Origin of the sequence: Nonomuraea sp. NPDC049709 (assembly GCF_040674815.1) — a bacterium.
In the GTDB taxonomy this organism is placed as follows: Bacteria; Actinomycetota; Actinomycetes; order Streptosporangiales; family Streptosporangiaceae; genus Nonomuraea.
The window spans coordinates 1-22,895 of the sequence record NZ_JBFANM010000034.1 but is presented as its reverse complement, the minus strand read 5'-3'; the positions used below and the strand labels follow the sequence as shown (position 1 = coordinate 22,895).

Genomic DNA, 22,895 nt, shown 5'->3' with positions numbered 1-22,895 from the left:
TGCTCTGAGCAGGCCAAACAGTGGTCAGGTGACGGACGGTAGGAAGTCGTTGGTTAGGTATCGGCGTACGTCAACCAGCCAACCGATATCGCCCATCAGAGACAAAATCCACTTCATGCGAGTCGAGCTCTCCTAAGCAGGGGCTGGTTACCTTTCAGCCTCTGAGCTTGACGTTCAACCCTTCCTGTTCCGGTGCTCGGTGAGCGTCCCCGCGCGTTTGGTGGTCTCGCCAACGTCGTGGTGACGGGCGAGAGCCCGGTTCTTCGAGCCCGCGGGCCTGCCGGGACCAGGGCGGGTAGATTTCGGTGCGCCGGCGGGTACGGGCCGGCGCGGGCGGAGGTGCCGACACCCTCGCCGGACGCGAGCGAGGGTCAGCCGCTCGGGTGGAGCAGGGCGTTCCCACGGGCGCAGGTCAGGTGCAAGCGTCCGGGCGAGCCGAAGCTGGGCGTAGGCAATGATGATCAGCCAGGTCCAGGCGCACCCTGCTGCTGCCCCGAACTGTGCAATCTCATACTCCTGCACCGACCAGATCACGGCGTGTTCCGACGGCGTCCTCGTCGCGAGTCCGGCCCTGGTCGCGCGCCTGCAAGCCGTGCTCGACGACACCTGTGACCGGCGACTTCGAGGTCGCCACGCCGGCGTACAGTCACACTGACCGTCGCCGGCCCTTTGCGATGGTCGCCCCACGTTCGCGCAGGCTGGGCGTGTCGACGTCGAGCACGGGCGCCAGCGCGGCCACCGCGGCACCGCCCCTGGCCGGGGGAGCGTCGGCGATCCACTTCACCGCGGCTGCCATGTTCTTCTTCTCCGGTCGGTACGCCAGCGCCTGGACCGCCTCGGCGAACAGTTCCACCTCGAGCGCTCCCGCGGCTTCCGCCCGGTGGAGCTCCTCCAGCGCGAGCTGGATCAGAGGCGAGGGCGCCGACGGCAGTACGCGGACGAAGTCGGTCTCCGGGATCTCGGCCGCTTCCGGCTTCAGCTTCCGCCACAGTTTGACGAAGGGAGCGGCCTCGGCCGCATCGCATCCGGCTAGGAAGCGGCTCACGCAACCGTCGAGCAACGCCTGACGCGGCACACGGCCCGTCCGGGTCAGATCGACCAGCTCGCCGATGATGGTGTGGTGGCCCTCCCAGCCTGGATTCCAGTTCAGCCCGTCCGCCACGCCCGCCGCCTGGAACAGGCGCGGCAGCATGTGATCGAGCAGCCGATCATCAGCGAGCACCCGGGTGCCCCTGTTCATCCAATGCCGCTCGACCGTCCGCAACACCCACCCGGACACGAACGCGTCGTTCTCCGGCGGCTCAACGCCCGTCTCGATCACCAGCGCCGCGGCCAGGTCCCAGGCCCTCAGTGACTCCACGCGCCGCCAGGTCGAACCGGAGGGGGCCGGTCGCAACCGCCCTACCAGACGGACGGCCAGGTCTCGGCGCCACTCCAGCGGCCGGTTCCCGAGCACGGACATGACCTGTACGGCGTCGGCCTTCGGCTCCACCCACCTCAGCTCCCGCCGGTTGAGCCAGGACGCCACCTGCTCCGCCCCGCTCAAACAGGCCGCCCCGGCCACGCGATAGAGGGGAGCCAGCTCCAAGATCCGCCGTTCGGCCTCGAACCCGGCGCGCCTGCGTTCGCTCAGGTGAGCGGGCAAGCCCCGCGCCACCGCGCGCTTGTCATCGTCGTCGAGCCCCTGCAAGAACGCTACGAGGCCGGCGACGGAGCCGGTCTCAATGCGGTCGAGCACCTCCTGCACGGGATTCATGCGGATGCCTCGATCCAGGCGGAGCATAATCTGATCTTGATCATGGGTCGCAGCCTATTGATCGACGCCGACAATCGATGCCTCTCCCCTGCCAGTCCCTCGACTGGCTGAGCGCGCTCGAGGGTTGTCGGGTTTCCGCCTACAGTCCTGGAACCAGGCTTCTTGGCGTTCAAGCGCTGGTGAACATGACCCCCGGCGGTCCCACAGCGAAGGCCCCCGCGATCCGCTGTCCACCTGTTCGGTATCTGGCGCGGTTCGGCAGCCGTGGTTTGCGGCCGCGCCGCATCTATGGCGGGGTGAAGGACCGCCCGTGCATGGTCCCGTTCTCGTAGACGTGAGGTCTCGAATCCGGGCGCATGCGCCGCGACAAGGGCAGGCGGCAAGTCGTTCCGGTAGGAGGGATATCACGGGGGTCCCGCCAGCACTCTGGGCAAAGTCCACACATGGGGAGGTGATCAGTCCTCAACACCCAGCAGCGACTCTCGGACGATGCCGGGCCAGACCATTTCCGGCGAGTAGGGAGCGAACCGGCGAAACGCCCTGTCACCATTCGGCCGTGACCTCGCTGGAGCCGGTGACCTCCATGGAGCACGTCGAACGGCTGCGCAAAGACGGCGTGCTGTTCCGGAGTTATCTGGACGCCGCGCGGCGCCTGGTGCCGTTCGCGCTGCCTGGTGTGCTGGTGCACGTGCCGCTCGCCACCCTGTCCCTGCTGGCATTGACAGTGACGGCCGGTGGCTCGGCGGCGCTGGTCAACCAGCGGTTCCAGCTGATCGGGACGTCCGATGCCCCGCTGCTGACCTGGACGGTTCTGCTGGGGGCGGTCGCGCTCGCCGGGGAGATCGTGGTGTTCCCGGCGACAGTGGTCATCGCTGCGGGTGCCCTGGTCGGCCGGCACGTGTCGCTCGGTGAGGCGTTGGGGACGACAGTACGGCGGCTGCCGTCCCTGCTCGTGCTGCTCCTGGTGGCCGCGACGGCGTTCGGGACGATCTGGGCCGCGAGGGCCGGCGTGCTGATGGCGACCGGTCAACAGTGGCCGGGCAATGCTCTGCTGGTGGTGGCCGCGTACGCGGCGATGCCGGGCCTGCTGGCCGTACCTGGTGTGCTGATGCACGGCTGCTCGGGGCTGGGCTCGATCCGCCGCGCCTATCAACTGACCAGGCTGCGATTCCTGCCGACCGCGTTGACGCTGGCCTTCGGAGTCGTCCTCGTTCCGGGCGCGGCGACGTGGGCTCTCGATTCCGGGCTGCGCCAGCTTCCCGGCCCGCTCGCGACCCTCGGATGGGGCCTGGCCGGAACCGTGCTCGCGCTGGCCATGACGCCCTTCCAGGCCGCCTTGGTCGCGCGCGAGTTCCTCCACTGCATGGCCTGGCGCACCCAAGTGGACGACTCGGACCTGGCACCCGGCCTGCCCGACGGCCCGCCGCCGCGCCCGGTCAGGCTCGGCTTCCTGCCGGCGGCGCTGCTGCCCGGAGTGCTGTTCAGCGCGACCGTACTGATCAACCCGTTCGGGTGGCCGGAGGTCGCCGAGACGAACGTGACGGAATCCTGGACACCCGAGGAGTTCTCCGCCTCCATCCACAACCGCGGACCGGAGCTGCGTCCTTTCGACCTGCAAGCCCTGCACACCGGGCGCGGCCAGCGCCTGATCGTGGTGATGGACGGCTTCCAGGACCATTCCAGCCTGCTGGTATGCGCCGACCCCTCGTGCCTGAAGACGAGCTTCGAGTGGGCCGAGCCGCGGGACCGCGACACCCGATGGGAGGCCGGCGCGGCCGGCGCACGACTGCCCGACGGGCGTCTCCTGCTGACCACCTGGACCTCCAACAGTCTCGAACTGCTCACATGCGAGGCGACCACGTGCGTACGAAGCAGCGGAGCCGTCGCGACGACGCGCTCGCGTCCGGAGTCGGTAGGGGTGGCCCCGGCCGTACGGCAGGGCGGCGGCCTGGTCGTGGCCTACGCCGACGCGGATCCGGCGGGCGGCGACAGACCGTCCCACGACCTCGTCTCCTTCATCTTCTGCGCGGATCCGAGCTGCGCACGCCCGGAGCGCAGGCAGGTCGCCCGGCTGGAGACGACCGTGTATTCGGCCACCGACCACAACCTGGTCGTCGCCGTCGGCCCCGGGGACCGTCCGGTCGCCGCCCGGTACGACCCCGGCAACGGCCAGATCCACGTGATCTCCTGCCTGGACGTCGCCTGCCACCAGCCGACCGTGACCAGGCCCGTGCCCCCTTCCCCATCGAGCACCGACGACCTGCCCTGGACGTTCGGCCTGGCCATGGCAGTGCGCCCCGACGGCCGCCCCGTCATCGCCTACCGGGACCTGCGTGACCAGGCGAACAAGCTGCTCGATTGCCGCACCCCCGACTGCGCCCAGGTCGACGTGCGTACGCTGGGCGCCGGAGACGAGTACCACGCGGTCCCGGCGCTGGTCCTGGACCGCGCGGGACGGCCGCTGGTGGCGTTCGAGAGCCGCGAGCACCAACGGCTCATGCTCGCCATCTGCACCGGCAGCCGCTGCGAGAGCATCCCGGTGTCCAAGAACAGGGGTGGCTTCGGAGAGAGACTGGCCATGGCCCTGAACGCCGAGGGCGACCCGACGATCGCCTGGATCGACCACAAGCTCGCGCCGCCCGGCCTCAGCTGGAACCTGCACGTCACGACCCCGCTCAACCTCACCCCCGATTAGAGAACCTTGCGCAGCCTTCCGAAGCTCTTGCTTTCGCGGCAGCAGGCCGACTGCGTGCTTGCGGGTTGGCGTCGATCTGCCCCTGATCAACGTGCGCGGCCGGGCCGAACCCGCGGAGCACGTGTTGGATCGGCTGCTCGCCCACGGCGAGCGGCCCTGTGTGACCACCGGGACCGCCGCGCATAGACAGACCGCCGCGCATAGACAGCCCGCCGGCGCGTCGGTCCGCAGGCCGGCGACGTGCCTCACGGAGCTGAGCGCAGGACGTCAGGAGGTGGGTCTGATGCAGGAGTGCTGCGCCTCGAACCAGTCGGTGGCGATGTCGGTTCCCGTGAAGCGCCCGATCAGGGCCAAGGCCGAGCTGACGCTCTCCTCCCGGTCCACGCGATCGTCGAAGACGTCGTCCGCGCTGATCTGGAAGCGCAGCCCGTCCATCAGGTGATCGAGCGCGTGCAGGTCGTCACCGAAGCGCGACTCCGGCTGGGAAGGGCTGAAAGAGGTCACCAAGCGCCCGTCGCGAACGTAAAGGAGATCGTCCCTGTTGCTGATGTCCATGCTGAGGCCGAAGGCCTCGCGACCGCCTGCGGTGATGGACAGCAGGTGCTCACGGTCGGCGGTCGCCGGCACGATGCTGATCCAGTTCCGGACCTCCGCGACCCAGAGGGATCCGTCGTCGATGTTCCGGTCGAGAATTTCGCTCAGGTGGCACGGGGTACGGGTGGAGAGGTTCAGCTGGTAGATCGGGGCGAGGGCGTCGAGCTCCGCGCCCTTGATCCAGATGGCGCTGAATCCCAGCGCCCACAGATCCATGTCGCCGTCGAGCCCCTCGGTGAAAAGGGTCGAGGCCAGAAGGTCGTGCAGATAGGTCGGTGACTGCATGGCCGCCTCTCGGGTGGGAGGGGACATCCGCCGGGATTCCCCTCTCTCAAGGGTGGGTTACGCGTTGCCCTGCTTGATGGTCACGTAAGAGACGTCGGCGGGCGCCTTCCTTGATTCTCACGAAGAAGAGGCTCTGCAGGCACCCTTCGAGGGTTGCGTTGGACAGCTTCTTCAGCGCGCCTTGAACGTCGCCGCGTCGCCGCGCTTCCCGGCCCTCGGCCACCAGCCGCTCGAAGGCGAGCATGTCGAGGCAGTCGATCGGCGCCCGGATCGAGCATCCCGTCGGGAGCGTGACGATGGGCGCCCGCGCGTGATCCGCCGGCGACAACAATCGGAGCAAAGCCCACACATGGGTCTTGAGACTGGCCTTCGCCGAATTTATCGGCCGGTCCGGCCACAATGCGTCGACAAGGGCGTCCCGCGACACGGCCCTATTGGCGCTGATCAATAATATTGCGATCAGGAGGCGCCGTTTGGCGTGACCGGCAACGATTTCCTCGCCTACTCGGAAGCCATTCCGCGGGGCGCTGGGCTCGTTTACATCTCGTTCACAGCCGAGCTTCTAGCTTTGCCGCATGAAGAAGCTTGTCGCCGTTCTGACCGTAGGCCTGCTCCTCAGCGCCGCATGCACTGAGGATTATCCTGGGCCGGGACGTCAAATTGCTTCCGCCGGTCCGCCCCCGTCATGCGCACGGGAAATGGACGCGGCGTTCAGTTCGTGGGCAAAGGCCGGGTTCAGTGGTTCTGTCGCCGTCTCGACCGGCGATGGATTCGACTGCTTGGCCGCGTACGGATCGGCGAACGACGCCACGGCCACACCCAACACGATCGACACGGTGTTCAGCATCGGTTCGATCACCAAGGCGTTCACCGCGGCCGCGATCTTCCACCTGGTCGACGACGGGAAGCTGGCCCTGGACGACCGCGCGGGCAAGCTCCTGCCGGAGCTCGACGGCCCCGTCGCGGACGCCACCGTCGAGCAGTTGCTGCTGCATACGAGCGGCCTGAACGGCACCCACGCGAATGATACCGCGCCGCTGGGCCGGGAAGCCGCCCTGAAGGCGATCGACGAGCTGGAGCTCGCCGCCAAGCCCGGTTCGCGCTACCTGTACTCGAACGCCGGCTACACGCTGTTGGCGCTGATCATTGACAAGGTGTCTGGTTCGAGCTACCGGGACTACCTGGCCTCGCACATCCTCCCGCTGCCCGACGGCCGGGTCGCCGGTGGCTACTGGAACGGCGAGCCGGCTGCTCCGGCACCGCGCGCGCTCGGCTACCTCGAAAGCGGCGAGACCGGCGAGACCGGCGATTTCGCGGGTCCGTTCTGGGCCGTCGAGGGCAACGGCGGCCTGGCCATGACCATGAAAGACCTGGTGACCTGGACGCGCGCGCTGTTCACCGGAAAAGTGGTGTCCCCGCAGTCGGCCAGGGCGATCGCCACCCCCGGGCGGGAGATCACCGAGGGCCGCGCCGAAGCGTGGGGCTGGGTCGCGTACGACGCGTCGGTGTACGGCAAACCGTTCCTGGCCACCGCCGGCGGCGGAGGTGACATCGGCCACAACGCGGTCCTGGTGTGGGTGCCGGAAGACCAGGTGGTCATCGCGATGGCCTCCAACAAGCCGAAGATCTCCGCCGAGAAGCTGCTCGAGACGGTCGGCCCGGCACTGGCTCTCGGAAAGCCGCTGCCCGTACCCACGGTCGAGGCCGGCAGGGGTGACATGGCGGCGGCGGCCGGCACGTACAAGCTGGGCACCGGCGGGTCGTTCGAAGTCGCCGTCCGCGACAACCGCCTGGCCGTCACCGCGACCGGGGCCGACGCGGTGACCGCGCTGTTCCCGCCGCCGACCGGCATCTCCCCCAGCGACCTGCGAAAGCACGAGGAGCAGGTGGGAGCGCTGCTCGCCGGGAAGACCCAGGAAGGCCGCAAGGAACGCGCCGCTTTCGAGGGTCAGTACGGCCCCATGGGCGACATCACCCTTACCGGCACCATCGCGCACGGCGACGAGATGCGTACCTACGTCACCATCGCCAGCGGCAGTAAGTTGATTCTGGGCTGGTTCTCGCTCAACGAGGCAGGCGGCGTCAAAGCGGCAGAGATACCCACGAAGGAGGCAGCGACCTTGCACTTCCTCCCGTCCGGCGACGACCGGTACCGTCCGGACGACCCCACCGGGGTCCGCCCAGACGTGAGCGTGGCCTTCGCCGACGGCCGCATGACCGTGACCGGACCCGCCGGAGCGACCGCCGCCACGCGGGCCGGCTGACGGCATCGGCGGGCGGCGGCGTGCGCATCCTCCTGGTAGAAGACGATCCCGATCTCGCGCAGGTCGTCGCTCTTGGCCTGCGGAACGAGTCGTACGCGGTCGACGTCGCCGCCACCGGCGACGACGCCGAGGAACACCTCCGGACGACCGTGTACGACGTCGCCTGCCTCGACCTCGGCCTGCCGGACGGCGACGGGATGGACCTCGTCCGTCGCCTCGGCCACGATCCCGACCTGCACCGCCCACGGCGGCTGCTGGTGGTGACCGCACGCGACGCGGTCGCCGACCGGGTCGCCGGCCTCGACGCCGGCGCGGACGACTATCTGGTCAAACCGTTCCACTTCGCCGAACTCACCGCCCGCCTTCGCGCTCTCGAACGTCGCGCCGACGAGCACGGCACCACGTTGGGGGTCGGCGACCTGCTGCTCGACCTCGCCGCGCACCGCGCGTGGCGGTCCGGCGCCCCGTTGAACCTGACCGCGCGTGAATACGCGCTCCTGAGGTACTTCATGCACCACCCCGGCGAGGTCCTCTCCGCCGAGCACCTGCTCGAACACGTGTGGGACGCCAACGCCAACCCGTTCACCTCCTCCGTACGGGTCATCCTCAGCCGCCTGCGCAAGAAGCTCGGCGACCCCGCGCTGATCGACACCATCGCCAACGTCGGCTACCGACTCAGGGCCCGGCCATGAGCCACCCTTGGCGGTCGCTGCGGATACGCCTGGCGGCTCTCGGCTTCCTCGCCATCTACGTGCCCGCACTGCTGCTGTTCGGCGTCATCCTCGCCACCGACACCGAGACCGTGTCCACCGTGCGGGTCGGCGCGACGGACACCGAGACGTCGACCCGGCACCTGTCCGGATGGGCCTTTGGGACCCTCATCGCACTGGGCCCGGTCGCCGCCGCGCTGGCCTGGTGGTGGGCCGGCCGGGCGGTGCGGCCGCTCCACCAGGTGCGCGCGGTCGCCGAGGACATCGAGGCCACGGATCTCAGCCGCCGCACCGGCCTCGACAACGGCCCGATCGAGGTCACCGCCCTGGCCGCCAGCTTCGACGCCATGCTCGACCGGCTGGAGGCGGCCGCGGAGACCCAGCGCCGGCTCATCGAGGAGGCCAGCCACGAGTTACGCCTGCCGCTGTCAGTGCTGATGACGAACGCGGAGGTCATCCTCGCTCACCCCGCCCCCACCGCCGACATCTACCGGCAAGCCCTGGAACGCTCACGGAAGGCCGCCGACCGACTCCAACGAACGATCGAGGAGCTTCTCGTCGATGCGCGCGGCCGGGCCCGCACCATCAACCGCCGGCCCACCGACCTGATGGTCACCCTTCGCGAGATCGCCGGCGACGCCGCCGTTCTGGCCGCGGTGCGGCAGGTCACCCTGTCCGTCACCGGGCCACCATCCGCCGTGTGCCGGGTGGACGGGCCCACGGTACGGCGCGCGATCTCCAACCTGCTCGACAACGCCATCCGGCACGCGCCGGCGGGTTCGACCGTCGGCGTCCACATCGAAACGACGCCGGCGCAGGTCGCCGTCGTCGTCACCGACCACGGCCCCGGCATCCCACCCGACCAGCAGGAACGCATCCTCGAACGCTTCTGGCGCGGTGGAGACAGCGGACCCGGTGCCGGGCTCGGCCTGCCGATCGCGAGCCAGATCGCCCAGGCCCACGGCGGCACCGTCACCGTGACCTCACCAGGACCCGCAGGCGACGGCTCCGTGTTCCGGCTGACCCTTCGCCCCTGACCACCGTGGAGAGGCAGATGAACATCGATCAATGGCTGGCCCGATACGGCCAGGCCTGGCGGGACAAGGACGCGTACGCCGCCGCCGGACTGTTCACCGAGGATGGTGTCTACCTGTCGTCGCCGACCGCACCGGCGCACGTCGGCAGCGACGCCATCGCCGCGTACTGGCGCCGGGCGACGGCGACGCAACAGGAGGTGGACCTGAGGTTCGGGCTGCCGGTGATCAACGGCCGCCGGGTCGCGGTGGAGTGGTGGGCGGTCATGCGCGATGCCGACTGGCAGCCGGACGCGCCCAGCGACTGGGTCACCCTGCCCGGCTGCCTGATCCTCCGGTTCGCCGAAGACGGGCTGTGCGAGGAACTGCGCGAGTACTACAACCCCGTGTTCGGCGAGGCACTGCAGCCCCCGACCGGTTGGGGCCGGTAGCCACACGTTCGGCCGCGGGGCCGATGCCGCCCGCTCGCTCCTACCGAAGCGCCCCACGAACCGCCGCCGCCGTCGCGAACGCCGGCAACCGGCTCGTCCTGCTCCAGCGCACCAGGCACCGGGCACGCCATCCCCCTCTGTCGACGACTTCCGGTTCAGCGACCGGGCCTACCGGATCTGGCTTGACCCGGTGGGACAAAAACCGGGCCTGGCCGCGCTCGGTGGGAGGCGTCTGACGGGTTCGCGATCGTGCGTTCTGTCGAGGACGGGGACCGGTTCGCTGACTGTTCCGTCGTCCTGGACTTCGGTGATCCGCGGCGGTCCCCAGGGCCGAGGGGAATCACTTCCAGGTGTCCCTACGCGCAGTTCTTCCAGTCGCCCGCGCTCCCCCACGAGCAGGTGTCGATCTTCTTGAGGTCGCTGGCCCGGTAGATGCCCGCCGCGTCCCCGTCGTTGTTCCACACGTACCACTTGCGCTGCCAGTACAGGGTGGTCGAGGAGTCCTGGCCCTGGCCCGAGCGGACGGTGACGCTCTTGCCCGGCTTCAACGTGAAGCGCGGGAACCTGAACCTGTAGCCCGTCTCGTCGCGCAGGACCCAGCGCTCCATCTGGATCGCCTTGCGGGTGGTGTTCTTGAGGACCACGTACTCGCCGTTCAGGCTGGTGTTGCCGCCCCTGTCGCTGCCGGGAGAGTCGAAGTGCACCTTCGTGAACATGACCGCGGGGTTCGCGGCCTCGGCCGGCGCGGCGACGAGCGTCGAGGCGAGCAGGGCTGTCCCGACGGCGGTGGCGGGAACGAGACGACGGAGCATCCGAACTCCTGAGCATCGAGGAATGGAACGTGACAGGAGTTGGACGTTGGAACGCCGGATCAGGTGGTCGCGTACTGCTGTCCGGATGCGGACACGGAACGGGAGCCCGGCAACGCCACCCTGGCTCCTACGGGCGGTGCATGTCCCCCTCGCCGGCAAGGGGGACATGCGAAAACGCTCAGCCGAGCCAGGCCGTGATCTGGGACATGGCGGTCGCCGACCAGCCGAGCTTGAGGTGATTGAGCGGGAGCGTCGCCGTGGCGGCCCGGTTCGCAACGCCGTCGGGCGCGGTGCAACTCGCCACGAAGACGGCGCCGTCGGACGGTCCTGTGTGCTCGTTGTGCAGCAGGGCCATGTCCGGCATGTTGCCGCACAGCTGGTAGACCGGAACGCTCGAAGGCGTCCCCGCGTTGATGAGGGACTGCACGAGCGAGCCTCTGTCGATGGCCCACTGGATCCCGCGGCCGGCGGTGTAGAAGCCGGTGCCGCCGTAATAGGTGGTGTACCAGTCCTGCTCGGCGGTGGACAGCGGGTAGACGTTGTCCCAGCGGTAGAGCATGTCGTCAGAGCCCGGGTAGGCGGCGCCCTCGTAGCTCAGCTCGGGGTGGTTGCGCCACAGGCCGTAACAGACCATCTGGGTGTGGGGCGCGGGCGCGTTCAACGAACCGCCGCATTCCGGAAATATCGCGAAATCGTGGGTCCAGCCGTGCCGGTAACCCCAGTCGAAGCCCTTGTTCGGCCCGCCGACGAGGATCAGCTTCCTTACGTCGCCCGCGTAGGCCGTGCCCCACGACTTGCGCATCGACGAGACGTACATGCGCGCGTTGAACGCGCCCTTCGACCAGCCGATCACGTCCACCTGTGCGGCACCGGTCTTCGCCCGGATCCTGGCGACGGCGTCGTGGATCTGCTCAGCCCAGTAGTGACCGTCCCCTGTGATATGCGGGAAGCCGATCGCGAAGACCTTGTAGCCCCGGCCGCTGAGGTGCTGCATGAGTCCGGTGGTGGGGCAACTGGCCTGGCCGCAGCCGTACGAGCCGCTGGCGTTGGGGTTGGCCCAGGCCAGATCGGCGGTTTGGTTGGCGCCGTGCACCAGCAGCACGGGAGTGTTCTTGGCGCCCGTCTGCCAGCCCGGCGCGTGGTACAGCAGGAACCGCGAGGAGTGCGGGCGGGCGACGTCGCCGAACAGGCGCCTGGTCTGTCCCGTCTGATCGCCGCGCCCGTCGGGCGGGTAGGTCTCGGCCTGGAACCCGGTGGAGTTGTCCTTGTAGCGCTCGACGAGCGCCCAGCCGTTCTCCAGGCCCGAGGTGTAGGCGGCCTCCAGCGTCACCGACCCCGTCGCGGTCGCCGCGGCGGGTGTCGTGAGCAGCGCACCGGCTGCTAACACGAGGGCCGCGGCTATTCGTATCCACGAACGTCGTCCCATCAGACCTCCCACGAAGCTGAGATGAGTCAAGTTCGCCCGATCTGGAGGCGCCGGTCAATGTGAGCCGCACCCATAGTTCCGTGTCGGCCAGTACCTCGAGAACGGCGCGACGAAAGGGGCGCATCGAGCCGCGCGGCCGAACCTGCACAGGCTCATGACACCCGGGGCGAGCTCGGATGGGGGACGTCCGGCGTCTCACCGACCCCCACGGCGTCGTCGTCGGTGTCAGCGGTCGCGTCAGCACGGCAACGGCCCCGTATCAGAGCGGTCGGCGATCGTAAACGCCATGAACGGTGCAGCGCCTGCCCGTTCCACCGAAACTCCAAGGAGCACACCCATCATGTCGATCACCCTCTCCGACCAGGACCAGCTCACCCTCCGCACCGCCGCCTGGGGCGCCGTCTCGCTCATGTCGGCCGCCGGCGCCGCCGGCTCGGCCCACAAGGCCGCCACCAACGGCTCCATCGCCCTGACCTCCGCCACCGGCCTGGTCGGGCACGTCCTCGCCAAGGCCCCCAAGGGCCTGACCGGCAGGACCGTCGCCGCACTCGCCGACCAGGTGCTGCCCGCCCTGACCGCCGCCGCCACCCTGCTCAAGCAGCACGCCCCGGACGAGGCCGACAACTTCCGCCGCACCGTCACCGTCGCCGTCGACGCCGCCGTCCAGTCCCAGAAGGGCGAGCCCAGCCCCACCATGACCGAGATGGCCCGCAAGATCACCGAGGCCCTCGACGCCGCCTGATGGCCACGCCGGCCCCGCGCAACCCCACCACGTCGCGGGGTCCCCTCCGGACCCCGTGACGCTCCAACCACCCGGTCAATCGCCTTTTTCGTAACAGATCTAAAGGAGCACCCCATCATGTCCACCATCCGTACCGGCCAGGACGAGTTCACCCCGCAGACCGGACAGGATCGCCCCGAGCTGCAGCGGATCATCCAGGAGATGGTCGATGCCGGTTTCGTCGGAGTGTCGATGCGCGTGCGCGACGAGCGAGGCGAGTGGATCGGCAGTGCCGGAGCGAGCGAGCTGGGCGGCACCGAGACGCCGCCGGCCGACGGGCATGTCCGGATCGGCAGCAACACCAAGACCTTCACCGCGACCCTGGTGCTGCAGCTGGTGGCCGAGGGCACGATCGGGCTGGATGTCCCGGTGGATGACTACCTGCCGGAGTTCGGGCTGGACCGGCGGATCACGGTGCGGATGCTGCTGCAGCACACCAGCGGGATCTTCAACTTCACCGGCGACTTCGACCCCGACGGGACCTTCGTGCCCGGCATCGCCGCCACCCCCTCGGGCAAGGAGTGGGTGGACAACCGCTTCCACACCTACCAGCCCGAGGAGCTGGTACGGCTGGCACTGTCCAAGCCCGCCCGGTTCGAGCCGGGCACCGACTGGAGCTACGCCAACACCAACTACGTGCTGGCCCGGCTGCTGATCGAGAAGGTCACCGGCCGCCCGGTCGCCGAGGAGATGCACCGGCTCATCCTCGGACCGCTCGGCCTGTCAGGCACCGTCCAGCCGACCGCCCAGACCGACATCCCGGAGCCGCACCCCCACGCCTACTACCGCTACGAGGAAGACGGCGAGCAGCGGACGGTCGACGTCACCCGCCACAACCCGTCCTGGATCTCCAGCGGCGGGGACATGATCTCCACCACCCAGGATCTGGCCACGTTCATCTCCGCGCTCGTGGGCGGCAAGCTGCTCCCGGCCGAGCTGCTGGCCGAGATGTGCACGCCGGAGGCCAAGGCCGGCTACGGCCTGGGCGTGTTCGTCCAGAACGTGCCCGGAGGCGGCACCGTCATCACCCACAACGGCGGCATGGCGGGTCACGCCGCACTGATGTACAGCACCCCCGACGGCAGCAGGACCCTCACCGCCGCGCTCAACTACATCGACGACCCCGCGATGTCCATGGGAGCCGCCTTCCAGCAGGCCACGCAGCAGCTCGTCCAGGAGGTGTTCAGCGGCCAGGCCGAGCCGACCCACTAGACAGGGCCGAACACCCCGCAAGGCTCAGTTGCCCACACCGAGGTCGGACATGAACGCGGACGGGTACCGGTCGCCGCGCGCCGCGCCCGGTGGCACCGCCTTCTCGATGTCGGCGAGGTCGTCCGCGATGAGGCTCAGGTCCATCGCGGGCAGTGCCTCGGCCAGCCGCTCGCGGGTGCGGGCGCCGGCCAGCGGCACGATGTCCTCGGCCTGCGCGGCCACCCACGCGATGGCCAGCTGGGCGACGGTGCAGCCCTTCGTCTCGGCGATCCGGCGCAGCGCGTCCACGAGGGCGAGGTTGTGCTCCAGGTTCCCGCCGGAGAACCGCGGGCTGAAGCCGCGCATGTCGCCGGGGCCGGCGGTGTGGCCGGCGGCCCAGTGCCCGGAGATGAGACCGCGGCCGAGGACGCCGTAAGCGGTCAGGCCGATGCCGAGCTCCCGCAGCGTGGGCAGGACGTCCGCCTCCACCGCCCGCGAGAGCAGCGAGTACTCGATCTGCAGGTCGGCGATCGGGTGCACGGCGTGTGCCCGCCGGATCGTCGCCGCGTCGACCTCCGAGAGCCCGATGTGCCTTACGTACCCGGCGTCGACCATCTCCTTGATCGCGCCCACCGTCTCCTCGATCGGCACCGTCCGGTCCAGCCGGGCCGGACGGTAGATGTCGATGTGGTCGGTGCCCAGCCGGGTCAGCGAGTAGGCCAGGAAGTTCTTCACCGCCTCGGGGCGGCCGTCCTGCCCGCCGAGCTCGTGGCCCGGCCCCCGCAGCTGGCCGAACTTGACGCTCAGCTGGTAGCTGTCCCGGTCCCGGCCGCGCAGCGCCTCGGCGAGCAGCAGCTCGTTGTGGCCCATGGCGTAGAAGTCGCCGGTGTCGATCAGCGTGACGCCGGCCTCCAGCGCGGCGTGCACGGTGGCGATGCTCTCCGCGCGGTCGGTCGCGCCGTACGCACCCGACATGCCCATCGCGCCAAGGCCCAGCGCGGAAACGGCCGGTCCGGTACGGCCCAGGGTTCGTGTCTGCATGGTGTTCTCCCTCGTCGTCGAACTCGTCCCTCACTCTGGACGGCACGCCGGGGCGGGCGGAAGCGGAGCGTTCATCATGGGAGAGCCGCTCCCTGGCTCGGCTCGCCGGCCGCGAGGCAGGATGGAGCCATGGAACGTGAGCAGCTCGCCGACTTCCAGCGCCGCCGCCGCGAGGCGATCCGTCCGGCCGAGGTGGGCCTGGCCGACAGCCCCCGCCGCCGCACCAGCGGCCTGCGCCGGGAGGAGGTGGCGATGCTCGCCGGCATGTCGGTGGACTACGTCGTACGCCTGGAGCAGGGTCGCAGCAGCCAGCCGTCCACGCAGTTGCTCGGCGCGCTGGCGCGGGCGTTGCGCCTGTCCGACGACGAGCGCGACCATCTGTTCCACCTGGCCGGTCACCATCCTCCGCCCGCCGACGGGGTGGCTCGGCTGGCCCGCGCCGGCCTGATGCGCATGCTCGACCTGCTCGGCGACACGCCGGCCGTGGTGCTGTCCGACCTGGGCGAGGTTCTCGCCCAGAACCGGGCGGCCCTCCTGGTGATGGGCGACCACACCGGCTGGTCCGGCGACCGGCGCTATGTCGTGTACCGCTGGTTCACCGACCCCGCGGCCCGCGCCGTCCACCCGCCCGAGGAGCAGGAGCATCAGGCCCGCCAGATCGTGGCCGACCTGCGCGCCGTCGCCGGGCGGCGGACCGGTGACCCGACGGTCGCCGGGCTCATCGACCGGCTGCAGGCCGTGAGCGCCGACTTCCGCCGGCTGTGGGCTGAACACGAGGTGGCGGTACGGCGCGCCAACCGCAAGACCCTGCTGCACCCGCGGGTGGGCCGCCTGGTGATGGACTGCGAGACCCTGATCACGCCCGACCAGGGGCAGCAACTGCTGGTGCTCACCCCGGCGGACGGCGAGACCCGCGAGCGGCTGGAGCTGCTGCGGGTGCTCGGCATCGAAGAGTTTCCCGCAAGGGTCACGGAAGGGCTCGAACGTTAGGGCGAGGACTGGGCTGCCCGCGTGATCGATCATCGCTCGGCCGGCGCTGCGTCGACGTCGGCCAGAGGCGCGGCAGTACGATGCCGGCTCGTTCTGGGAACATGAAGTGGACCCACTTACCCGCGAGCGCCGAACGGTGCTTCGCGTGAGGCTCACCCCCCGCTCGGGTCCTGGGCCTTCTGGCCCTTTCTCGTCGCTGCCCATCCGCCATCGCCGGACCGCAGATCAGCGTGGGTGCCCGCAGCGAAGCGCCGGGGGTCGGCATCCGCGGGACGGAAGTGGCGTAGGGCCTGTTGGCGGCTCATAACCCTCGTCTACCTGGGCATATGATCGGCGGCATGGCGCTGCGACTCGTTCAGGTGAATTTCAAGGCTCGGGATGACTCGGCGCTCGGCCGGTTCTGGGCGGAGGCGCTCGGCTGGGGTGTTTCCAGCGAGGCACCCGGCGTGACCAACCTCGAACCCGAGGGCTTCGTCTGGCCGGACCCCGCCGGCTTCTACATCGATTTCGTCACCGTCCCTGACCCCGAAACGGTGAAGTACCGTGTGCACCTCGATCTCGCCACCACCTCTGCGGCCCACCAGGCGGAGTTGGTCGCGCGCCTGAAGGAGCTCGGTGCGACGCCCGCCGATGTGGGGCAGGGCGACGTCCCGTGGACGGTTCTGGCCGACCCGGAGGGCAACGTGTTCTGTGTGCTGGAGCCTCGGGAGATCTACCGGGATACCGGGCCGATCGCCGCGGTGGTGGTGGACTGCGCGGATCCGCGGGCCATGGCCCGGTTCTGGGGCGAGGCGGCGGACTTGACCGTGCACGAGGTGAACGACGATTATGCGCGGCTGCGCTCCGCCAAGGGTGTCGGGCCGTATCTGGAGCTCCTCCGCACGACGCCCGGCGGGAAGACCGTGTGGAACCGCGTCCATCTCGATCTGCTGCCCGACCCCGTTGACGGTCAAGAGGCGGAGGTGGCCCGGCTACGGGCTCTGGGCGCCACCGCCGCCGACGTCGGCCAGGGCGATGTTTCGTGGAAGGTCCTGGCCGACCCGGAGGGCAACCAGTTCTGCGTCCTCGGACGGGGCTGACGCAGGGCAGCGTCACCTGCGGAGACCGCCTTCCCACGGGCCGGCATCGAACACGGAACATGCGCCGGACCTCACTTCGCGCCCGTGAGATCAGCCGGCCCTTGGTTCGTGCCGGTTGGGAGGGATGACCAGTTCGTAGGCGGTGCCGGCGCGCCCCGGCCGTAGAGGTGCCACGCGGTGGTTCAGCGGCCGAGGTCGTCCGGTTCCTTGTGGAGCTTGGCCCGGGTGGCGTCCTGCGGACCTGCCGCGGTCCCGGGCAGGCGCGGCGGCTTACGGTCGCGGAACAGCCACCCGCCCAGCACCCCGGCCGCGAAGCGGAACGCGTGAGCCTGCCACCCGATACCTTCCTGCGGCAGCGGCGCCGCCCACGAGCGAGCCCTGGGGCCGGATCCGGGCCTGGGGAGCGAAGCTGCTAGGCGACTTGGCGCTGTTTCCATGAGGAGATGCATCAGACTCGATAAGGTCGCCGGCGAGTCTGCGTTCGCGGCCGGTGGGCAGGCCGTGCGGGATAGCCTGGGCCTGGCGTGAGATCGTTACGAATGGCGGGGGGAGCCGGTGACGGACTCTCGGGTGGTGGGCATGGGCGGCCCGGGACGTATCGGTGAGCATCAGGTCGTGCGGCTCCTCGGTGAAGGCGGGCAGGGCGCGGTCTACCTTGCGCAGTCGCCCGACGAGGGGCGAGTGGCGGTCAAGGTGCTGCACCGGCGGCTCGCCGCCGATCCGGAGGTCCGGCGCCGGTTCCTGCGCGAGGCGGAGGTCGCCGCCAGCGTCGCGCCGTTCTGCACGGCGCGGGTGATCGGCACCGGGATGCTGGGCGAGCAGCCGTACATCGTCAGCGAGTACGTCCCCGGCCCGTCGCTCGACGAACTGGTCAAGCGGGACGGGCCACGCGCCGGCGGCGGGCTGGACCGGCTGGCGATCAGCACGCTGACCGCCCTCGCCTCGATCCACCGCGCCGGGATCGTGCACCGCGACTTCAAGCCGGGCAACGTGATTCTCGGCCCCGAGGGGCCGGTCGTGATCGACTTCGGCATCGCCCGCACCCTCGACGCCATGGCCACCACCAGCCACGTTGCCGGCACCCCGGCGTACATGTCGCCGGAGCAGCTCAGCGACCGGCCGCTCACGCTCGCCTCGGACATGTTCTCCTGGGCGGCCACGATGGTGTTCGCGGCGACCGGGCGAAGGGCCTTCACCGGCGCCCACGTACCGGCGATCATGCATTCCATCCTGAACAATCCGCCTGATCTGTCCGGGGTGCCCGAGCCGCTGCGGGCGATGGTGGCGGCCTGCCTGGCCAAGGACCCCGCTGACCGGCCGACCGCCGAGCGCCTGCTGCGCGACCTCACCTCCGGCGACGGCCGCGGCGCCGTACGCCCCGGCCCCGCCGCCGAGCAGACGCTCGAGGACAAGGCGCGGTCCGCTCCGCCGGCGGTGCCCACCGCACCCTCGGCCCTGGACGGAGCGAAGGGGCGGCCCAGGCGCTCGCGCGGGTCGCTGGTCGCGGCCGGGGCCGTGCTGGTGGCGCTGGCCGTGACCGCGGGCGTGCTGCTCGTGCCCTCCTGGCTGGCCGGGAACGCGGGCGGCGGCGAGAAGGCCGCGGCCACCGCATCCGCCGTGGCCCCGCCGGTGATCGACCGCAGGGCGTACCCGACGGTCGATGTGGCTGACGGCTTCGACGGCGCCGCGGCTGACCACGACGGCTACCAGCCCTACAGCGAGGAGGTGATGCCGGTGGTCAAGGTCGCCGGCGGCAGGCTCACCGGCGAGGGGCAGAGCCCGTTCTTCGGCTGGTTCGCCCTGCCCGGGGCACCGTCCTCCGGTGACACAGTCAGCGTGATCACCCTGGGCGCGTTCGCGGGCACCGGTGAGGAGGAGGACAGCGTGTTCGTCGGCCGGGTCAAGGACGCCGGCAACTACATGGGCGCCTGGTACAACAACACCCGCAAAGAGGTCGGCATCGACGTGCGGGTCGACGGCGAATTCCGCCACGATCCCAACAGCGCCAGTCTGTCGCTCGCGCCCGGCGACCGCCTCGCCCTGGTGTTGTCAGGCGGCACCACGATCACCTCGTACGCCGAGACGGGCGGCACCTGGCGGCGCCTGACCACCGCCCACATCGACCTGCCGGCCACGCCACAGGAGCGGGCGCGGTGGCGCCACGGGTTCGGCATGCGCGGCACGACCGGCACGATCGCCCTGGACGCGGCCGCGGGGCACAGTGCCGCGGGGTGAACACCAGAGGTGCACCGTGGTGATCGGCATAGAGGAGCCGGCGACCACGGCGTAGGTCCTGCCATGGGGCGAGTCTCGGGGAAGCGAGTATTGCTTCTGGAACACCTCGGTGTCCGCCGACCTGAGCGACAGCGGTGTGAGGGCAATCTCATCCACAAGCGACGACTCGATATCCGGACCTTTTGTCGACCGTGAAAGCGGTCTCACGTGCATGACCATCCATTCCTGAAGAATGAGGCATCACGCATGACGCAGGATGGGGACTTGCGGGCATGCAGGCCCGTACGGTCGAAAACCATTTGCCTCGTATGGCTGGCCTCGGGGAACGTTGTTTCCATGATGCTCTGACGGATTGCACCCGCTGTTTCGAGATGCCACGGCGCCGGCTCGCGCGCCGTGATGCCGCCCGCCCATGCCCCGTTCAACAAAGAGAGCGTCTTTGTCTCAGCAACATTCCCGGCCACCGGCCACCACGGCCACGGTCACCGTGTTCGCCTCCCCCACGAGCTGGATCGAGTCCGATGCCGTCGCGCAGTGCCACCAGGTGGCCGCCCTCGACGGCATGATGCACGTCGCCGCCATGCCGGACCTGCACCCCGGCAAGGGCGCCCCCATCGGCGCCGCCATGGCGTCGACCGTCCTGTACCCGTTCCTGGTGGGCTCCGACATCGGTTGCGGCATCGCCGTGTTCCCCGTCAAGCTCAAGCGCGCCGTACCCGAGAAGCTCGCCGCCCGGTTCCCCGACCTCGATCGCGCGCTGGACCCTGAGCAGGATGCCGACGATCCCGCCTGGGCCGTGGTGAAGGGCGACATTCCCGCAGGTCACATCGAAGGGCTCGGCACGGTCGGCCGGGGCAACCACTTCGTCGAGCTGGCGCGGATCGGGACCGTCTTCGAGCCGGACCACGCCGGCCGTCTCGGGCTGGCCGCCGGCGACCTGGTGCTCATCGTGCACAGCGGTTCCCGAGGGCTGGGCGAACGCATCCTGCGGGCGCACACCGAGGTCCACGGCGCGGGCCCGGCTGCTGATCCCGACGCCTACCTGGCGATGCATGACGACGCCGTACGCTGGGGGTCGCTCAACCGGCGGCTGCTGGCCGCCCGGGTCGCCCATGCGCTGGGAGCCGAGCCCACCGAGCCGATCGTCGACCAGTGCCACAACCTGGTCGAGCTCCGCGACGGGATCTACCTGCACCGCAAGGGGGCGGCGCCGGGTGACGGCCGCGACGTGCTCATCGCCGGCACGCGAGGCACCCCTTCCTACCTCGTGGCCGCCCACGCCGGGCCGGACGCCGGGCATTCCGTGGCGCACGGCGCGGGCCGCAAGATGTCGCGTGCGGACGCCCTGCGCCGGGGGCGGGCCAAGCACACGGTCGAGGAGCTGCGCCGTACCCCGGTGGGGTCGCTGGTGGTGTGCGGCGACCGGCAACTGCTGTTCGAGGAGGCGCCGACGGCGTACAAGCGGATCGAGCAGGTGATCGCCGACCTCGTCGGCCACCGGCTGGCCACGCCCGTGGCCACCACGATCCCGCTGGTCACCTACAAGACCCCCGACCTGGGGTCCGCGCCCCGTAGCCGCCGTAAGCGTGGCCGGCCGTGAGCGTCCACCTGCTCCTGTCGGCCGGGCGTGGCCCGCAGGAGTGTGCCTGGGCATTGGCCGAGCTGCTGCACCGCCTGGAAGCCGACGCCACCCGGCAGGATCTGGAGACCCATCGGGCCCAGACTGTTCCCGGGGACCGGCCGGGCACCTACCGATCGGTCCTCATCCGGATCGCAGGTGACGACGCCGAGACGTTCGCCGCCTCGTGGACCGGAACCCTGTGCTGGCAGGCCCCCAGCCCCTACCGGGCCGGCACCGGTCGAAAGAACTGGTACGTCATCGCCCGGCCGTGCCGGCTCGACACCCCGCGCACGACGTTCACGGAAGCAGACGTCGACATCGTCGCCTGCCGCACCGGCGGCCCCGGCGGCCAGCACCGTAACAAGGCCAGCACGGCCGTGCGGGCGACCCACCGGCCCACGGGCATCGTCGTCGTGGTCGACACCGAGCGGCAGCTCAGCCTCAATCGCCGCATCGCCCTGCGGCTGCTGCGGCAGCGCATCGAACACGGTAACGCGGCGGCAGAGCACGCCGTCACCACCGCCCGCTGGCGCATCCACGACGAGCTCGTACGCGGCAACCCCACCCGCACCGAACGCCCGGAAACGCCGAGCCAGGACCCGGCCCCACAGGTGCGGACGCGCCGGCGACGGCGGCAGTGACTCTGTCGATGAGCAGGGGAGCCGGAGGTCGGCGAGGTCGGGCGCCAGCTCAGTGCCGGGATTCTCCGGCAGACCGGGCCGACCCAGCGCTGGAGCCGGGGCGCCAACGGCCCGGGCGTGCCGGTCCGGCCATGGGCGGCCGTGTTCGGAGGTTGCGTCTCAAGTCGCTCGAGGTCCCATAGTGGCGCCATGGACGACAAAGAGCTCTACTCGATCGGGGACGCCGCACGCCGGACCGGTCTGAGTGTCAGCGCCATCCGGTTCTACTCCGACGCCGCGGTGGTCGCGCCCACCCGCCTGACCGCTGCCGGCGCCCGGCTGTACGACGTTCGCGCGATCGCCCGGCTCGAAGTCGTCCGTACCCTCCGCGACCTGGGCACCGGCCTGGACGACATCCGCCGGCTGCTCGATGGTGAGACGTCACTGCGCGATCTCTTCGCGATGCACCTGGAACTCGTCGAGCGGCAGGAGCGCGGCCTGCGGGCCCGGCGGGCCGTGCTGCGGACCCTGGTCAAGCAGGGTGGCACGGTCGCGCAGGCGGCCCTGATGCACAAGCTCGTCTCGATGTCGGATGAGGAGCGCGAGCGGCTCATCGACGATTTCTGGAACGAGGTCGGCGAAGACCTCGACGTGTCTCCCGGTTTCGTCGACCGGTTGCGGACGATCCGGCCTCGGCTTCCGGACGATCCCACCGCCGCCCAGCTCGAAGCCTGGATCGAGCTGGCCGACCTGGTGCGGGACGAGGAGTTCCGCGGCGCCGTCCGCTCCTATCTGCTGGAGACCTACTCCACCCCGCAGGGACGGCTCGTGACCGCCACGCCGGTGCAGGACTTCGTCCACACGACCGGGACACGGATCATGGAGGAGATCATCGCCGCGTACCGCTCCGGGCTGACGGCGGATTCCCCACGAGCGCGGGAGGTCAGCGTACGCCTCGCGCACGCGACCGCCGAACTCGCCGGCAAACGCGCCACCGCGGAGTTCCTGAACCACCTGGCCACCCAGTTCCTCCTGGTCGAGGAGATCGAGCGTGCGGAGCTCCGGAAGGAGACGGACGCCGAGTCGCGGTTCGACAGCACTCATGGCAGGTACCTGTCCCTGGTGGCCGTGATCAACGGGTCGCCGGCCGGTGAGGGCGGGGAAGGTCCCGTGCCTTTCGGGTGGATTGCGGCGGCTCTTCGCGCTTCGGCATCCGAAGCCACCTCCTGACCGGCGTCGTGTCAGCGGCCGCGTCAGGAGGGCGACGGCCCGGTATCAGAGCGGTCGGCGATGGTTGAGCCCATGAACGGAACAGCGAACGCGGCACCGA

General features: G+C 70.1%; 20 protein-coding genes. 13 read left to right on the top strand and 7 right to left on the bottom strand.

The window, feature by feature from the left end; genetic code table 11:
• Nucleotides 1–646 precede the first annotated feature (646 nt).
• On the bottom strand, nucleotides 647–1,756 hold the full coding sequence (locus AB0J69_RS30965) for a hypothetical protein (RefSeq protein WP_364124187.1): 1,110 nt from the start codon (nucleotides 1,754–1,756) through the stop codon (nucleotides 647–649).
• A gap of 556 nt (nucleotides 1,757–2,312) precedes the next feature.
• Between AB0J69_RS30965 and AB0J69_RS30960 the strand changes: the two genes are divergently transcribed.
• A complete protein-coding gene (locus tag AB0J69_RS30960; protein ID WP_364124184.1) occupies nucleotides 2,313–4,451 on the top strand; it encodes a hypothetical protein in 2,139 nt (712 codons plus the stop codon).
• 267 nt (nucleotides 4,452–4,718) lie between these two features.
• Here AB0J69_RS30960 and AB0J69_RS30955 read toward each other — a convergent pair whose 3' ends face one another.
• The 3 genes from AB0J69_RS30955 to AB0J69_RS30945 form a co-directional block, all read right to left on the bottom strand.
• Entirely contained in the window at nucleotides 4,719–5,330 is a 612-nt protein-coding gene (locus tag AB0J69_RS30955; RefSeq protein WP_364124181.1) for a DUF6461 domain-containing protein, read from the bottom strand.
• A 46-nt stretch (nucleotides 5,331–5,376) separates the two neighbouring features.
• Nucleotides 5,377–5,823 (bottom strand): winged helix-turn-helix domain-containing protein, encoded by a 447-nt coding sequence (locus AB0J69_RS30950; RefSeq protein ID WP_364124388.1) that lies wholly within the window; start codon nucleotides 5,821–5,823, stop codon nucleotides 5,377–5,379.
• Nucleotides 5,824–5,985: 162 nt separating this feature from the next.
• Nucleotides 5,986–6,177, bottom strand: a complete 192-nt coding sequence (locus tag AB0J69_RS30945; protein ID WP_364124399.1) for a hypothetical protein — start codon at nucleotides 6,175–6,177, stop codon at nucleotides 5,986–5,988.
• Between AB0J69_RS30945 and AB0J69_RS30940 the strand changes: the two genes are divergently transcribed.
• From AB0J69_RS30940 to AB0J69_RS30925, 4 genes are read left to right on the top strand one after another with little or no spacing between them, the layout of a single operon-like run.
• A complete protein-coding gene (locus AB0J69_RS30940) occupies nucleotides 6,110–7,594 on the top strand; it encodes a serine hydrolase domain-containing protein (RefSeq protein WP_364124178.1) in 1,485 nt (494 codons plus the stop codon). The genes AB0J69_RS30945 and AB0J69_RS30940 overlap by 68 nt on opposite strands.
• Nucleotides 7,595–7,614: 20 nt before the next feature.
• Nucleotides 7,615–8,286: a response regulator transcription factor gene (locus AB0J69_RS30935; protein WP_364124175.1), complete on the top strand. Its 672-nt coding sequence runs from the start codon at nucleotides 7,615–7,617 to the stop codon at nucleotides 8,284–8,286.
• Nucleotides 8,283–9,341, top strand: a complete 1,059-nt coding sequence (locus tag AB0J69_RS30930) for an ATP-binding protein (protein ID WP_364124172.1) — start codon at nucleotides 8,283–8,285, stop codon at nucleotides 9,339–9,341. Before AB0J69_RS30935 ends, AB0J69_RS30930 begins: the two co-directional genes overlap by 4 nt.
• Nucleotides 9,342–9,358: 17 nt before the next feature.
• Nucleotides 9,359–9,769 carry a nuclear transport factor 2 family protein gene (locus AB0J69_RS30925; protein ID WP_364124169.1) on the top strand — a complete coding sequence of 137 codons (411 nt, stop codon included), beginning with the start codon at nucleotides 9,359–9,361 and terminating at the stop codon, nucleotides 9,767–9,769.
• Between the two features lie 356 nt (nucleotides 9,770–10,125).
• On the opposite strand, the gene AB0J69_RS30920 is transcribed toward AB0J69_RS30925, so the two are convergent.
• Together AB0J69_RS30920 and AB0J69_RS30915 are read right to left on the bottom strand one after the other, a co-directional pair.
• Nucleotides 10,126–10,581: a lamin tail domain-containing protein gene (locus AB0J69_RS30920; RefSeq protein WP_364124166.1), complete on the bottom strand. Its 456-nt coding sequence runs from the start codon at nucleotides 10,579–10,581 to the stop codon at nucleotides 10,126–10,128.
• Between the two features lie 178 nt (nucleotides 10,582–10,759).
• The gene (locus AB0J69_RS30915) at nucleotides 10,760–11,968 is read right to left on the bottom strand and encodes a hypothetical protein (protein WP_364124164.1); all 1,209 of its coding nucleotides are present in this window, start codon (nucleotides 11,966–11,968) and stop codon (nucleotides 10,760–10,762) included.
• Between the two features lie 379 nt (nucleotides 11,969–12,347).
• Here AB0J69_RS30915 and AB0J69_RS30910 point away from each other — a divergent pair, with 379 nt between their 5' ends.
• Complete coding sequence (locus tag AB0J69_RS30910; protein WP_364124161.1) at nucleotides 12,348–12,749, top strand: hypothetical protein; 402 nt, start codon at nucleotides 12,348–12,350, stop codon at nucleotides 12,747–12,749.
• Nucleotides 12,750–12,866: 117 nt separating this feature from the next.
• Nucleotides 12,867–14,000 (top strand): serine hydrolase domain-containing protein, encoded by a 1,134-nt coding sequence (locus tag AB0J69_RS30905; RefSeq protein ID WP_364124160.1) that lies wholly within the window; start codon nucleotides 12,867–12,869, stop codon nucleotides 13,998–14,000.
• Nucleotides 14,001–14,024: 24 nt separating this feature from the next.
• Here the strand turns inward: AB0J69_RS30905 and AB0J69_RS30900 are convergent, their stop codons facing one another.
• Nucleotides 14,025–15,020 (bottom strand): aldo/keto reductase, encoded by a 996-nt coding sequence (locus AB0J69_RS30900; RefSeq protein WP_364124158.1) that lies wholly within the window; start codon nucleotides 15,018–15,020, stop codon nucleotides 14,025–14,027.
• A gap of 129 nt (nucleotides 15,021–15,149) precedes the next feature.
• On the opposite strand from AB0J69_RS30900, the gene AB0J69_RS30895 reads away from it, so the two are divergent.
• From AB0J69_RS30895 to AB0J69_RS30870, 6 genes are all read left to right on the top strand, one after another.
• Entirely contained in the window at nucleotides 15,150–16,010 is an 861-nt protein-coding gene (locus tag AB0J69_RS30895) for a helix-turn-helix transcriptional regulator (RefSeq protein ID WP_364124156.1), read from the top strand.
• A 338-nt stretch (nucleotides 16,011–16,348) separates the two neighbouring features.
• A complete protein-coding gene (locus AB0J69_RS30890; RefSeq protein ID WP_364124154.1) occupies nucleotides 16,349–17,089 on the top strand; it encodes a VOC family protein in 741 nt (246 codons plus the stop codon).
• A 555-nt stretch (nucleotides 17,090–17,644) separates the two neighbouring features.
• Nucleotides 17,645–19,324 carry a serine/threonine-protein kinase gene (locus tag AB0J69_RS30885; RefSeq protein ID WP_364124151.1) on the top strand — a complete coding sequence of 560 codons (1,680 nt, stop codon included), beginning with the start codon at nucleotides 17,645–17,647 and terminating at the stop codon, nucleotides 19,322–19,324.
• Nucleotides 19,325–19,763: 439 nt separating this feature from the next.
• Nucleotides 19,764–20,924, top strand: a complete 1,161-nt coding sequence (locus tag AB0J69_RS30880; RefSeq protein WP_364124148.1) for an RNA ligase RtcB family protein — start codon at nucleotides 19,764–19,766, stop codon at nucleotides 20,922–20,924.
• Entirely contained in the window at nucleotides 20,921–21,586 is a 666-nt protein-coding gene (gene prfH, locus AB0J69_RS30875; protein ID WP_364124145.1) for a peptide chain release factor H, read from the top strand. The genes AB0J69_RS30880 and prfH overlap by 4 nt, the downstream gene beginning before the upstream one ends.
• A gap of 189 nt (nucleotides 21,587–21,775) precedes the next feature.
• Complete coding sequence (locus tag AB0J69_RS30870) at nucleotides 21,776–22,795, top strand: MerR family transcriptional regulator (protein ID WP_364124142.1); 1,020 nt, start codon at nucleotides 21,776–21,778, stop codon at nucleotides 22,793–22,795.
• Nucleotides 22,796–22,895: the final 100 nt, after the last annotated feature.

Coding starts and splice junctions, on each gene's coding strand:
- AB0J69_RS30945 (WP_364124399.1), bottom strand. CDS start 6,177: ATGCTGAACACCGTGTCGATCGTGTTGGGTGTGGCCGTGGCGTCGTTC.
- AB0J69_RS30910 (WP_364124161.1), top strand. CDS start 12,348: ATGTCGATCACCCTCTCCGACCAGGACCAGCTCACCCTCCGCACCGCC.
- AB0J69_RS30900 (WP_364124158.1), bottom strand. CDS start 15,020: ATGCAGACACGAACCCTGGGCCGTACCGGACCGGCCGTTTCCGCGCTG.
- AB0J69_RS30930 (WP_364124172.1), top strand. CDS start 8,283: ATGAGCCACCCTTGGCGGTCGCTGCGGATACGCCTGGCGGCTCTCGGC.
- AB0J69_RS30925 (WP_364124169.1), top strand. CDS start 9,359: ATGAACATCGATCAATGGCTGGCCCGATACGGCCAGGCCTGGCGGGAC.
- AB0J69_RS30920 (WP_364124166.1), bottom strand. CDS start 10,581: ATGCTCCGTCGTCTCGTTCCCGCCACCGCCGTCGGGACAGCCCTGCTC.
- AB0J69_RS30965 (WP_364124187.1), bottom strand. CDS start 1,756: ATGAATCCCGTGCAGGAGGTGCTCGACCGCATTGAGACCGGCTCCGTC.
- AB0J69_RS30905 (WP_364124160.1), top strand. CDS start 12,867: ATGTCCACCATCCGTACCGGCCAGGACGAGTTCACCCCGCAGACCGGA.
- AB0J69_RS30895 (WP_364124156.1), top strand. CDS start 15,150: ATGGAACGTGAGCAGCTCGCCGACTTCCAGCGCCGCCGCCGCGAGGCG.
- AB0J69_RS30890 (WP_364124154.1), top strand. CDS start 16,349: ATGGCGCTGCGACTCGTTCAGGTGAATTTCAAGGCTCGGGATGACTCG.
- AB0J69_RS30955 (WP_364124181.1), bottom strand. CDS start 5,330: ATGCAGTCACCGACCTATCTGCACGACCTTCTGGCCTCGACCCTTTTC.
- AB0J69_RS30870 (WP_364124142.1), top strand. CDS start 21,776: ATGGACGACAAAGAGCTCTACTCGATCGGGGACGCCGCACGCCGGACC.